This is a genomic window from Nocardia lijiangensis NBRC 108240, from assembly GCF_001613045.1.
Taxonomy (GTDB): Bacteria; Actinomycetota; Actinomycetes; order Mycobacteriales; family Mycobacteriaceae; genus Nocardia; species Nocardia lijiangensis.
Genome location: NZ_BDBP01000027.1, coordinates 1 through 12723, shown reverse-complemented (window position 1 = coordinate 12723; position 12723 = coordinate 1). Strand labels below are relative to the sequence as shown.

9 protein-coding genes and 2 CRISPR repeat arrays (1 of these 11 only partly in view) are annotated in these 12723 nt (G+C 64.1%); of the genes, 1 reads left to right on the top strand and 8 read right to left on the bottom strand.

Annotated elements, in window-relative coordinates; translation table 11 throughout:
- Positions 1 to 1294: direct repeats of the CRISPR family, unit length 37 nt; unit sequence GTTGAGATTCTCGCCGAGCCCGGAGGCTCGGCGCTGC; it reaches 1012 nt to the left of the window's first position.
- A gap of 144 nt (positions 1295 to 1438) precedes the next feature.
- The 8 genes from cas2 to cas3 all read right to left on the bottom strand — a co-directional run bounded on the left by cas2 (position 1439) and on the right by cas3 (position 9975).
- On the bottom strand, positions 1439 to 1729 hold the full coding sequence (cas2, locus tag NL1_RS10615) for a CRISPR-associated endonuclease Cas2 (RefSeq protein WP_084510465.1): 291 nt from the start codon (positions 1727 to 1729) through the stop codon (positions 1439 to 1441).
- Positions 1729 to 2745: a type I-C CRISPR-associated endonuclease Cas1c gene (cas1c, locus tag NL1_RS10610; protein ID WP_067837220.1), complete on the bottom strand. Its 1017-nt coding sequence runs from the start codon at positions 2743 to 2745 to the stop codon at positions 1729 to 1731. The genes cas2 and cas1c overlap by 1 nt, the downstream gene beginning before the upstream one ends.
- Positions 2742 to 3377, bottom strand: a complete 636-nt coding sequence (cas4, locus tag NL1_RS40155) for a CRISPR-associated protein Cas4 (protein ID WP_084510464.1) — start codon at positions 3375 to 3377, stop codon at positions 2742 to 2744. Before cas4 ends, cas1c begins: the two co-directional genes overlap by 4 nt.
- Before the next feature lies 1 nt (position 3378).
- Complete coding sequence (cas7c, locus tag NL1_RS10605) at positions 3379 to 4272, bottom strand: type I-C CRISPR-associated protein Cas7/Csd2 (protein ID WP_067837218.1); 894 nt, start codon at positions 4270 to 4272, stop codon at positions 3379 to 3381.
- Between the two features lie 25 nt (positions 4273 to 4297).
- Positions 4298 to 6163 (bottom strand): type I-C CRISPR-associated protein Cas8c/Csd1, encoded by a 1866-nt coding sequence (locus NL1_RS10600; RefSeq protein ID WP_067837215.1) that lies wholly within the window; start codon positions 6161 to 6163, stop codon positions 4298 to 4300.
- Positions 6164 to 6787, bottom strand: coding sequence for a type I-C CRISPR-associated protein Cas5c (gene cas5c, locus NL1_RS10595; RefSeq protein ID WP_067837212.1), 624 nt, complete (start codon positions 6785 to 6787; stop codon positions 6164 to 6166).
- A 274-nt stretch (positions 6788 to 7061) separates the two neighbouring features.
- On the bottom strand, positions 7062 to 7358 hold the full coding sequence (locus tag NL1_RS10590) for a transposase (protein WP_067837409.1): 297 nt from the start codon (positions 7356 to 7358) through the stop codon (positions 7062 to 7064).
- Positions 7359 to 7731: 373 nt separating this feature from the next.
- Positions 7732 to 9975 carry a CRISPR-associated helicase Cas3' gene (cas3, locus tag NL1_RS10585; protein ID WP_245673184.1) on the bottom strand — a complete coding sequence of 748 codons (2244 nt, stop codon included), beginning with the start codon at positions 9973 to 9975 and terminating at the stop codon, positions 7732 to 7734.
- Positions 9976 to 10403: 428 nt separating this feature from the next.
- A CRISPR array of direct repeats spans positions 10404 to 10948; the repeat unit is 35 nt; unit sequence GTTGAGATTCTCGCCGGACCCGGAGGTCCGGCGCT.
- Positions 10949 to 11871: 923 nt separating this feature from the next.
- Between cas3 and NL1_RS10580 the strand changes: the two genes are divergently transcribed.
- Positions 11872 to 12723 (top strand): recombinase family protein (locus NL1_RS10580; RefSeq protein ID WP_245673177.1); only part of this gene is annotated, 852 nt, incomplete at its 3' end.

The following is a 12723-nucleotide window of genomic DNA, read 5'->3' as shown; positions in this document are numbered from 1 at the left end:
GACTGTGTTGAGATTCTCGCCGAGCCCGGAGGCTCGGCGCTGCCAGCCGTCGCGATAGCCCAGCACCATTCCGCCCATTGGTTGAGATTCTCGCCGAGCCCGGAGGCTCGGCGCTGCCTCCCCATCAAGGCGTCCACCTCGGCGTCAGCAGCACGTTGAGATTCTCGCCGAGCCCGGAGGCTCGGCGCTGCCCCCTAGTGTGTGCAGAAGTCCCAGCAGCTGCCGTTGAGATTCTCGCCGAGCCCGGAGGCTCGGCGCTGCCACGCCGCTGCGAACAGCAGCGCGCCGTAGATGGTCCAGTTGAGATTCTCGCCGAGCCCGGAGGCTCGGCGCTGCGTGGGGGTGACCCCTGTGTCATTTGTCGTCCGACTGGGTTGAGATTCTCGCCGAGCCCGGAGGCTCGGCGCTGCTTTTCCTTTCGGTAGTTGGTGTCCGTGGGGGGCGTGTTGAGATTCTCGCCGAGCCCGGAGGCTCGGCGCTGCCCCCCGGGCATGGGCCTGTTCGCAGGAGTACTGAAAGTTGAGATTCTCGCCGAGCCCGGAGGCTCGGCGCTGCGTGTAGGCGCGGGCCAGTTCGGGGTGTTCACGGCGGTTGAGATTCTCGCCGAGCCCGGAGGCTCGGCGCTGCCGACTGCGGCACCCCGAAGAACATCGAGTTCAGATACAGTTGAGATTCTCGCCGAGCCCGGAGGCTCGGCGCTGCTGGGGACCTGGCCGGTCCTCTGATCGCGCCCGTGATTGTTGAGATTCTCGCCGAGCCCGGAGGCTCGGCGCTGCCTCCACCCCTGAGCACACCACCCCTACCGAGGACGTTGAGATTCTCGCCGAGCCCGGAGGCTCGGCGCTGCCCTGCGTCAGGTGGAGGCGATACGGCGACTGATCACCCTGTTGAGATTCTCGCCGAGCCCGGAGGCTCGGCGCTGCCTGTGCGATCGAGGCGATCTGGCGGACCTGATCGGGCGGGTTGAGATTCTCGCCGAGCCCGGAGGCTCGGCGCTGCCTGGATTCACACCCATGGGTGGCACACACCCGGCATCGTTGAGATTCTCGCCGAGCCCGGAGGCTCGGCGCTGCCTCCGGAGGACTTGTACGCGCCGTTGACGTAGCCGATGTTGAGATTCTCGCCGAGCCCGGAGGCTCGGCGCTGCACCTTGTAGGCGTTGTGGTTGGCCGCCATGATCGTGGTGTTGAGATTCTCGCCGAGCCCGGAGGCTCGGCGCTGCTCCGCGAGGGTTTTCGCGGACGTCTCTGGACATTCGTTGAGATTCTCGCCGAGCCCGGAGGCTCGGCGCTGCCCTGGATGACCTGCGGTGTTGTCCGCACGCTCCAGTTTTGGTGTGTGGTGCGCCGTTGGTGGGTGTCTGTTCACCCAGGTCGGTACTGCGGAACCTTCCAGGGAATTCGGTCGCACCTGGGGTTCCGAAGCGACTCGACACCGCTTACAGGACCAGCGGCCCGTCGTGGGGAGGGTTCACTGACGCACCGCGGTGCCGGGCGTTAGCGAAGGTGCCTTGATCGAGGTGATAGATGCGAATGCTATCTCGGCTGCGGTCGATAGCGGCGTCGAGCGCAGCTTCGAGTCGAAGCCTGGTCACGGGTGTGCACGTGACTTCGAAGACTGATTTCTGCACTCGGTGGCCGTAGCCTTCGCATATTCGGGCGACCTTGCGCAGCCTTGCGGCGCCTTCGGGGGTGATGGTTTCGACGTCGTAGGTGATGAGCAGTTCCATCAGGACACCGTCCAGGGTATGTAGCTGTCGGTGTCGCCGCGGAGGTGACGCGCGAGTAGCCGCGCCTGCACGAGAGGTATTGCCGCGGCTGGTATTTCGCGATCGAGATAGCAGTGGTGCCAGTTGCGTTCACGCGCAAGCGACCATTGTTCGAGGAAGTACTTACGTCCGGTGTCGGTGAGCTGAACTTGTCCACCCGGCAGGGTTTCGGTGTAGGTCGATTTGATTTGCCCTCGGTTGATGAGGGTGAGGACAAGCCGGTCGACCAGCAACGGTCGTAGCTCTTCCATCATGTCCAGAGCCAGCGCGGGTTTGGCGGGACGTATGCCGTGCAGGTAGCCGATATACGGGTCCAGCCCGACGTGTTCGAGGGCACCGTGGACCGCGCTGCGAAGCATGCCGTACCCGAAGGACAGCAGGCAGTTCAGCGGGTCGGTGGGTGGGCGCCGATTCCGACCTGGCTGGGCGGAAGGCGCCAGGGCCGGTAAGGATTGGAAATAGTCGCGAGCGGCCCGGCCTTCGATACCACGGGTTTCATCCAGCGTCTCCGCGTCGCGGAGCAAGGTCAGTGCGGTTGCGTGGCGGTCCGCGACATCACGCAGGGTGGTGTGGCGTTGCCCGGAAAGATCGCGGGCGCTGCGCAGCAGGAGTTGGCGATAGTTGTGAAGCTTGCCGGCCACCATCGCTTTGGACAGTTCGAGGCGTGCGGTCGGGTTGTCGTGAGCGCGGACTTGTGCGATGCGCAGGTGTGGGTTTCCGCTGACGGGTCCGGACACCCGAGCGAGGAATCTGCCGTTGCGAGTCAGCCACGTCACGCCTCGGCCGTCGGCTGCGCACCGGTGCATCAGGTCGTCGGTGACGGTGACACCGTTGAACACGACGATCTCATCGAGCCTGACCAACGGTAGGAGGTGTCGTCCTGGACGGTCCGGGTGATACACCCGCAGAGCGTCGCCGTCGAGGTGAAGACTGGTCCCTGCTGTGGTGACGTACAGGGTCTTCAAGACTTCGCTCATGGACAGTCTCCCGAGTCTCGCGGAGTGAAGAGATCGACCGCGCTCCGCGGGTGTGTTTCTGGAATGCAGCCGGGGCGCAGTGAGCAACGAAGGCAGCGCCGATCGTTGACCGGCTTGGGCACGGTGCCCTCGAGAACCGCCCGACGAAGGTCATCGACAGCGGACCGTACTGCGCATTCCATCTCGTCATCGACGACTACGATGTGGTGTTTTCGATCCCGGCCAGCGAATATCTCTCCGTGGGGCACACGGTCGTCGAACATTTCCCGAAGGCATAGAACCTGTGCAGCGACTTGGAGATCAGCAGGACCACCCGGTCGGTAGGTCCCTGACTTGTGTTCGACGGGTACAGGCCCTTCGGCGGTCCAGTGCACGGTGTCGCAGATTCCGTGGATCGCCAAGCGCTGGCTGTGCACGGGCAGCGACCGCCAGATGCGCGCGCCGTTCCGTCCGGTGAGCACACCGCCACGGTCGACTGCTTCGTGGGCTAGATCCCCGCGAACGGTGTCGACGTTGGATTCGAAATACGATTCCTGCCAAATGAGTACCGCTTGCCGAGGACAGTAGGCGTGATGTTCCAGAGCTGAGATCGGCACGCTCCACCGCTCCTCGGCAGCGGACTCAAGAGGCATGTCAGTTGAAGACCTGGTGATAGGTGATGCCTTCGGGAAGGTCGTTGGTGTCGACAGTCACGGTGTAGTCGCTGAACCGTCGAGGGCTGCGCTCTTCCTCTGCATCGCCCGCAGGCACCACTCGTACGCGTTCGACGAGTTTCTGGGCCGGGGCGTTGCCGAAGGTGTTGTCGTGGCTGAAGACATGCAGTCCTCGGGCGGTCATGCGGCCGCGGGCGGCGGAGGCGTCGTGGTCGAACATCATCTCCATCACCTGATACAGCAGTTCGAAGTCTTTGGTGTCGACGCCGGTTTGGGCGCCGCGTGCGGCCGAGTAGCTGATCTCGACCCGGTACAGCGCATACGGAACCGTCCACTTCGAGCCCATCTCGGTGGATTCACCGCGAGCGATGTCGTCCTCGCGGGTCTGGGTAACCCGGGTGATGGCGTGTGTCGCGGGCAGGATCGGATCGATGGAGCGGGCCATCCCGAATTGCAGTGGACCGCGGATACTTCCGAGGGCGTTGGTCTCGCCGGTGGACAGGACCGCACCGAACCACCGGATGTCGGCGTAGCGGTCACACAACCACCGTCGCGCTGTGTCGGCTTGCTCCTTGGTGAGCTTGCCTTTGAGTTTGAGTCCGTTGGCGGTGTAGGACTCGGCCAGGCGCGTGTTCAACGCGTGACCGGCTTCGACGAAGATCCCGTATCGCGGGTTGTCCGCGGCGGCCAGTGCGAGGGTGTCACGGATCTTTCGCTTCAACGCCACATCGGTCACCAGCCCGTGTCCGGACTCGATGTCCATGCGGGGCTGATTGCCCGCGTCGGGATCACCGTTGGGATTGCCGTCGGTCACGTCGAACAGAAACACCAGATCATGGCGCACAGCGGGATTCAGATGCGCAGGTGTAGTCATTGCAGGCCCCTTCAGGTAGGTGAGGTCAGTTGTCGGATTTGCTGCTGGAGTGGCCGAGTTGGTGGTAGTAGCCGAGGACGAACCACTCCTGCTGCCGCAGCCCGTTGCGCAATGGGCATCCGATCGGCCACTCGAGGATCTGACACAGCTGCTCCACACGCTGCTTGTGCCAGTGCGCCAAGCCATCTCCGTCGCGACGGCGGATCTTGCTCAGCCACGCCGAGGACAATCGATGGCCCTGAATCAGTGCCGGGCGTGGGCTCGTCACCGCGCTGCGGAAGTACTTGTCCGCATAGGTCGAATTGAGCGAGGTTCGCGAATTCTCATCTCCTGTGTCCTCGCTGTTGTCGCCCTTCTTTCGCGGCGGTTGGTGCGCGGCGCGTTGTACCTGTTCGAACACCGCGAACAGACGTCCGGCGACGTAGGAGGGGTCGGTGCAGGATTCGTCCAGACCCATCGGTACGGACATGGTTCTCCTTCGGTCAGGGCTGCGGGTGGCGCTCAGACGGATCAATGCCGCTCGCACGTCATCGACGCGGCCGTCGCTACAGACGCGGTGGATCAAATGAGCGCGGATTGCCGTCGGGACCGGACGATTGAGCACGGCGACGTCGAGCATGTGGCGCATCGCGCTGTCGGGCCGGTCAGGGTTCGGGCCGGAGTTCTTGGAGTTTTTCCCCACGAACGGCAGATACCGGTTGCGGTCCGGATCCCATCGCCCGAGGCTTGCCGCCATCGCGCCCACGCTGTGCCAGCGCCGCCCGGCCGGGACCTGTGTGCCGTCGGGGAGGGTGAACGCTTCCCTGCGCCGGGGAACGATCTCGTGGTCGGCGAACCAGGCCGCGATGTTGGCGTCGTGGTTGACGATGTCGGGATCGTCGGCGGCCAGTGGCATGTCGACCCACTCGCGAACCATGATCCTGGCGACATGCCCCCCAACGGCCAGCCAGCAGAACCGCCCAGCTAGACGTTCCGACGCCGGCGGCGAACCGGTATGTAGCGATCTGAACAGCTCGTTCACGTCCTGCGGGTCCGGCTGGAAAACCAAGGACATGTAGTCCGACTCGCTGGTTCCAGTGGTCCACCACGCCAATCTGGTGTCCTGGCCGCTGTAGGCCCTGGTGTGCTCCGACGACAGCGCCCCGGTCAGTCCGACCATCACATCGTCGGCACAGGTCATACAGATCGGAGTATGGGTCAACTGGGTGGTCAAGTCGTAGCCGAAGCTGCGTTCGTTGATACTCACCAGCGCGGCATCGTTACTGGCTCCCGGAACCAGCGAGGCCGGAACCTTCCCCGGGATGGTGTTCGCCAGCGGCGCCTCCAAACGGCATACCAGGCACAGCCCGCTGCGACCGCTGCCCTTCGTCGAAGCCACCCGATCGCACCAGAACCGAGCCGCGCTCGTACTGCGATGCGCCAGCCCACCATCGACGGTGGTGAGGACACCGTCCTTGGCCTGCAGTCCCTCGACCTCGGGTACACGCTCACACCCGCCGTCGCGGTAGAACGCGGCCAACACATGAGGGATCCGATCCTCCTCATAGGCAACCGACTCCGCCCACGCCCGGATCAGATCCGCATACGCCGCGTGGCACTGAGCCACCCGGGACGGATGGGTCTTCTCGTCACCACGCCCCAACACATACTGGGCGTCATCGGCTGCCAGGTTCGCAGAAACCCCGACCGTGCGGGTCGCCGCGGGAACCGTATGCACCACACCGCGCAGAGGCTTGTCGACATCTCGCAACGGCAGCAGCGACACCGCCCGGACCCCGACGCCGCCGTCAGTCTGGATGTCCAAGCTCCACCGGAACTCCCGGTCACGATGAAACGGCGCCACCGCACCGCGATGGTCGTTGGCGTAGGCGGCCAGACGTTCCAGCAGCATTCACGCCTCCCCGTCGGAGATGCCGTGTCGGGGTACCTGCAGGATCCCGCGGTCGAGCCTGGCTCGGAACCACCGCGACCGCCGCGGCGTAGTCGAATAGTCGATACTGTGCAGCACCATGCCCAGATCGGCGGACACACCGATCGGCGGGCGATCATCCGCCTCACCGAAATATGCTGCGAATTCACGCGTCCCCAGATACGGCTGGCTGAAGCACTGCCCCTTCGCCACACGACGGCGGAACTGATCGCGATAGGCCGCCTCCGGCTTGTCAGCATGGGAATTCAGGTCGATATGGGCCAGGATCCGATACTCGACATCCCTCAGGCACAGGGCATTCCGTTGCGCACGATGCGCCGCGGTATCCACCCTCCGCTGGCCGGTCACCGCCTCGGCCAACGACACGACATCGGTTGTCTCGTTACGGCGCAACGTGAACTGACGGATCGGCCGCAGCACTTCGATGCGCTCGATCCGATACTCGAACTCCGGCTTCCAGTACACCGCCTTCAACACACCCATCGCAGCCGTCGGAGTCATCACCGGGTAGCTCACCCGCTCGGCCGACAACCCCGGCTGCGTGAAACACGCCCCCGGCCCCCGCACCTGAATCACCACTGGCACAAAACACCCCTCCTATCCGAATCAGACCGAACACCCCTGCGCCCCAATACAGAACCAAGAGACGACGCGAAGCATGATGCCCCACACCACCGACAAGAACGGGCCGAATCCAACTTCTGACCCGCAGCGAAGCGTCGCGCGTATCGAGGACATGCCGGAGTGAGCGGCCACTCCGGGCCAGCCTGAACCGGCATCTCCAGACGCCACAGGTGTACCGACCTGCATGGGAAGCCAGTACCACGAGAACTGGCGACCGGCATCGGTCTGGCTCGATTCAGGTCGGCCGATCCACTTCCCGCGCCAGCTTGGCCACGGCCACCCGCGTCGCATCCCGCTCCCTGCGCAGTGCCTGTACCTCACGTCGCAGCCGAAGCACTTCGGCCTCAGCCCCTACCCCGGAAGCACTTGCCTGCCGACAGCCGTGGCCCTCACCTACTGCGGGAGCGGCCCAGCGTCGCAATGTCGTCTCCGAGACCGGCAGGGCCCGCGCCAGCTGCCGGATCGAAATCTCGCCGCCGCGTATGAGCATGACCGCACACTCCCGGAACCCAGGGGGATACGCCGAGATCATCCAATTCTCCTTGAGCAGATTCATCTAAACCGAGGGGCAGTGAACTTTTTCCACGGTATCGCCCGCCGTCACGACAGCGCAAGAGCCTGAATTTGAAAGATGTTGCGCAGGAAAAGATTCCGTACGGTCTGCTCGAAAATTTCTGCGCGCTCGACGCGGGAAGAGAGGACACGCGAACGCGCTACACCGTCAGCAGAAGGGACTCAGGCGTGCGCTGCAGTCGGGCAACACACTGGGTGTTGCCCGACTGAGGACTACCTAGCCCGTCGGTATAGATGTTGAGATTCTCGCCTGGAAACGGATCATCGCCGCGCCAGACGCTGCTTGTTCAGGATGCTTCGATCATCCACTCTGATGCAAACGTCCGACGCTCTCAGAAAACCGTCTCCGGCATCGTTGTCACGATGCCGGAGCCGCGACAGGTCGACGGGTTCCAGTCGTAGGTACCTTTCCATCGGCCGAGGTCACCGACAACATTGTCGATCAGCCCCGCGATCTCCGGTCGTGCAGCGGTGGAGCGGCGCAGCTGGACGATCCACGGCTGAAGCTCACGCAGAGCCGCCGCGGCAGCGACGGTTCCGGCCGCGAGTTCTGCCAGCCAGCTTTCGATTCTGTGCTGGTGTTGGTCGTCGACGACAACGATGGGGACGGTGTCGTCGGTGATCATGCGGAACGCTCGTTTCGGGTCGCGGTGTCCGCTGCCTGCCTCGGGGCCGTCGGCGACTGCCAAGTAGTCCATCTTCGCGCGATTGTTCTGAATCGTTTGGCCGACAGTCTCTTTCGATCTATTCACCGTCTGGTTGTCGAGTCCGAGCCGGTCGTACAGTTGCCGGTAATAGCCAGCGAGGGCGTCCTGATCGTCCAAGTCGGGACCGGCAGGACCAAAGCAGGACACAGCCAGTTCGCTGGGGGTGGCGTAGTCGGCTGGGGCTCGCCCGCCTGCCGGATCGAAGATCACCACCAAGCCGCCGTCAGGGTATTCGCCGCCACGGTTGGCGCGACCACCGGCCTGTTGCAGCGAGTCCGCAGGGGCGATCGCGCGCCACACCACGGGGAAACTGAGATCGACTCCGGCTTCGATCAGGGGCGTCGACACGACGATGATGGGCTGACCGGTCCGTATTCGTTCGGTGATGCGTTCGAGGGCTCCCCGGCGATGCTGAGGGCACATCATCGTCGACAGGTGCCACACGTCCGCACGCCGATCCGCCAGCAGGCGATACAACTCCCCCGCGTCGGCGATCGAATTGACTACGACCAGCGCCTGGCCGAGACCACCTACTTCATCCGCGACCTCCTGCCAAGTCGGCTTGGGATCCAGCCGCCACTCATAGCGGACTCGACGCGCCCTGGTGAACAACGATTGCGGTTCGCTGATCACTTCCCGGATATTCAGCCGCGCGCCAGATCTGCCTGCCTCGTTCCACACCGACAGCGATTCGAAATCCGGTTGGGTCGCCGAGGTCAGAAGGACAGTCGTGTTGAACTGTTCGGTCAGCACCCGCAGGCCATCGAGGATCGGCAGCAGCAGGCGAGCAGGTAGCGCCTGGACCTCGTCCAGGATCAACACCGCGTTCGCCAGTCGATGCAGCTTGCGCACCTGAGTTGGCTTGCGCCCGAATAGCGATTCGAAAAGCTGTACCGTCGTCGTCACGACGAATGGGGCATCCCAGTTCTCCGCGGCCAGCCGCGCCCAGCGATCCGCAGCGTCTTCCGATCGTCCGTCCTCATCGTGCTCGCGGAAACGCACCCCGGAGTGGTGCTCCAGAACCACCGATCGCCCTTCAGTGTCGAGCATCTCGCGATACACCGCGGCGTTCTGCTCGGTGATCGTGATGAACGGAACCGCGATGACAACACGAGACTTCCCATGCGCGCGCGCATGGTGCAATCCAAAACCCGCCTGCGCGAGTGTCTTCCCCAAACCAGTAGGGGCCGCAAGCCGGAAAATGCCCGGCTCCCTACCCGCCGCCGCCACCGCTGCCTGATAGACCTCCGAACGCAGGCCACCGATCTCGGTAGCCTTCCCACTGATACGCTCGTGCCGCCGCGCTTCGAACAACGCGACCAAGCCATCCATATCCGTCGGCGCAGCTACTTGCGGCCCGGCAAGCCCCGCACGGTGCGCGGCGGTATCCAAGTGATCAGCGTCGACGAGCGCGGAGAACAGCATCCGCACCCGCATCTCCCGCACCCACGCATCCTCCCCATCCCAGGCCGAAGGCAGCAGGCTTCTCCCGGACAACACCGCCGTCGCCTCAGGAACCGCACGCCAGAATCGCTCGGCGGTCTGCGCATCGGCCACATCCATCGGCGACCTCAGCACATCCCGCATCCGCGAGACGTTCGTCAAACCACCATGATGTCCCAACACCGTAAGCGCAGCAGCACCTGCAACAGGAGCCAGCAGCCGAGAACCGAACTCCTTGTGCGGTATACCAACCCGCGCCCGCGTACCGTCGACCAGAGCCAACCGATCCTGCCACTCACACGACGCCTTCCCCGCGTCGTGAAACAACCCCACTGCGTATGCCAGCTCACCGGCACCGAACGAATCCGCAAACCGCGCAGCCCACCACGCCGTCGACCGGCAATGATCGGCCAACCCATGCCGCACCCCAGATATCTCACTACGGCTATGCGCCCAGAGATCCACTACGCCAGCCTATTACAGGCGCAAGGTGCCGAAGGACGAACATCAGACCAAAGTCCCTCTCCGCCACAGCTCCCGACCTGCAGGTTCGAACGAAGTTACAGTCAAGAGCTTCCGTCAGACCAGGAAGTCGCCCGCTGACTGGATACGTCCAGCACGCACGGCACCATGAATACAAAACACTGCTCGCGGGTCCCGGAGATCGAGCGCTGCCTCGACGACGCATCCGTCAACCCGGTACTCCGACCGGCTGAGCCCTCGCCGGACCCGAATGCCCTGCGCTGCATGGGTGCCTGCTTGCACCAGGCGGGCACGGCGGTGTTGAGATTCTCGCTGGACCCGAAGGTCGGCGCTGCCTTGTCCGACAGCGAGTTCAGCCCCAGCGGTTCGGTGTTGAGATTCTCGCCGGACCCGAAGGTCCGGCGCTGCGACGGTCCATCGCCCGCATCCTCGCCTCCCGCTCCACGTTGAGATTCTCGCCGGACCCGATGGTCCAGCGCTGCCGCCCGCCGCTGACCTTCCCGCCCTGCGGGCAGGACATCGTTGAGGTTCTCGCCGGACCCGGAGGTCCGGCGCTGCGGTCTGCCGCCTGATGGACAAGGCCGCCACGCACCTGTTGAGATTCTCGCCGGACCCGGAGGCCCGGCGCTGCCCTGAGACCGTCGGCCAAGTGCTTCAGCTGCTACGCGTTGAGATTCTCGCCGGACCCGGAGGTCCGGCGCTGCAGATGCCGGTGGCGATTCCCTTGATCTTGTCCCAGTTGAGATTCTCGCCGGACCCGGAGGTCCGGCGCTGCACGGCCGCGGAGTGGGCGGTGTGGTCGCGATGAAGTTGAGATTCTCGCCGGACCCGGAGGTCCGGCGCTGCCTTCGCCAGGTTGAGCACTTCGTCGCGGTCGACGTGTTGAGATTCTCGCCGGACCCGGAGGTCCGGCGCTTCTTCGAAGCATCGGTGTGGGACCTGCGGTCGCGGGCCGCGGACCTCGCAGTCACCCCAGAAAATAACGGAGGTGTAATCTCGCTCGACATGAACACATTCGCGTTGCACGCTTGCAGCGCGCCGTGGACTCTTACAGATGCAGTAACGTAAAGAACCGCTGTTTTCGACCTCCTCGCTGCGTCCTACTTCACTTCCTGCGCTACAACCCCAATCACGCAGCTAGGACGCGTTCCGGCCCGCAAACTGGGCTGAGTCCCCATAAGTAAGGGGCTTTCCTTCCGCCTAGACAGCGGACGCTTCGTTTAACCGGCCAGCAGCCCGAGCCAGTACGTCCGCCGAGCGCCCAAGGTGTCCACCGAACCGCCTACCCGCGAGGCCACCGGGCGGTCGATGGCATCCGCAAAGCGGATGGTTCCCCCGGCTGATCGAGGCGCGGACGTCGCCGCGATGCGATCTGGAGCAAGCACGCACGGTCTGCTCCCGGAACTCGCCGACTGAGCAGCAGTGACGGCACCGCAGCAGATTGTGGTTGGACACACTAAGTTTGACGGTCGCTTCTGCTATCGAGGTTGCATCGCAGTCGCCATCACTAGCGCAGAAGCAGAAAATGAGGTTTCATGTAGGCGGGTGAATCAGGCTAGACGGGCCAGAATGTGGTGTCCCATGCCTTTGATTCACAACAAGCGGTTTGTCGCTCACTTCGGCAACAGCACGCCAGATACCTGGAATGCCGATCGCATATGCGCCCCGGACTTAGACCGCCCTCATCAGTCACATCGAAACGTCGATGACCAACCAGCCCAAGGGACTACCGAGTCGACCGGCTTTCGACTTGCCGCGCTGGCCTTACCCTGTGGCCGTGAGCGCTGAAGCCGATGGTTGCGCATCCTTCTCGCAGACGCCCCGCTGGATCAATCGAGGTTGTCTGCCCAGACGAGCCCCCGGAGTTGTCCCCTGCCGCAGCTAGGCTGCTGCTTCAGCTGCTTCTTCGACATGCCCGTGACGGTTCTGGTGAGAGGAAGAAAGACGATGCCGACCGAGTCCAACGAATGGGCCGTACTCGACGAACTTCTCGGGCTCGCCCCCGAAACCGTTGAGCCGAGTACGGATCGGCGGTTCGCCTTCTACGGGCGATGCTCCACCGAGGACAACCAAGACCCCGAAACCTCGTACCGGTGGCAGCGCGGCAACGCGGAGAAGTTCGTAGCAGACGGCTCGATCGTCGAGGACTACTTCGATGTGGGCCAGTCGCGCTCGGTGCCGTGGCATCGCCGCGAGGAGGCCGCGCGTCTGCTGTCGGACCTGAAGAGTCACACCCGCGGCTGGTCGGCGATCGTGGTTGGCGAGGGAACGCGCTGCTGGTTCGGCAATCAGTTCAGCCTTGTAGCACCGCGCATTCAAGCGCACGGGGTCGAAGTGTGGGTCCCAGAGCTAGGTGGACGCTTCGATCCACGCAACGTGACCCACTCGATGATGATGAGCATGCTCGGCGGCCTGAGCGAGTCCGAACGCCAACACGTCCAACAGCGCACCCGAGCCAGCATGGACGCCCAAGTCCTCAACGAAGGCCGCCACCAAGGCGGCCGAGCACCCTATGGATACATGGTCGTCGACGGTCCACCGCATCCGAACCCCAATCGCGCATCCGACGGCCTCAGACTGCGGATACTGTCACTCGACGTGGCCACCGCACCGGTAGTCCAACGAATCTTCCGCGACTACATCGCCGGCCGAGGCGACAAGGCCATCGCCCACGAACTCAACCGCGAGGCC

What these genes read in the sequence shown, in the direction of transcription:
- cas2 (WP_084510465.1), bottom strand. Translation starts at nt 1,729, where the DNA reads ATGGAACTGCTCATCACCTACGACGTCGAAACCATCACCCCCGAAGGC.
- cas1c (WP_067837220.1), bottom strand. Translation starts at nt 2,745, where the DNA reads ATGAGCGAAGTCTTGAAGACCCTGTACGTCACCACAGCAGGGACCAGT.
- cas4 (WP_084510464.1), bottom strand. Translation starts at nt 3,377, where the DNA reads ATGCCTCTTGAGTCCGCTGCCGAGGAGCGGTGGAGCGTGCCGATCTCA.
- cas7c (WP_067837218.1), bottom strand. Translation starts at nt 4,272, where the DNA reads ATGACTACACCTGCGCATCTGAATCCCGCTGTGCGCCATGATCTGGTG.
- NL1_RS10600 (WP_067837215.1), bottom strand. Translation starts at nt 6,163, where the DNA reads ATGCTGCTGGAACGTCTGGCCGCCTACGCCAACGACCATCGCGGTGCG.
- NL1_RS10590 (WP_067837409.1), bottom strand. Translation starts at nt 7,358, where the DNA reads ATGATCTCGGCGTATCCCCCTGGGTTCCGGGAGTGTGCGGTCATGCTC.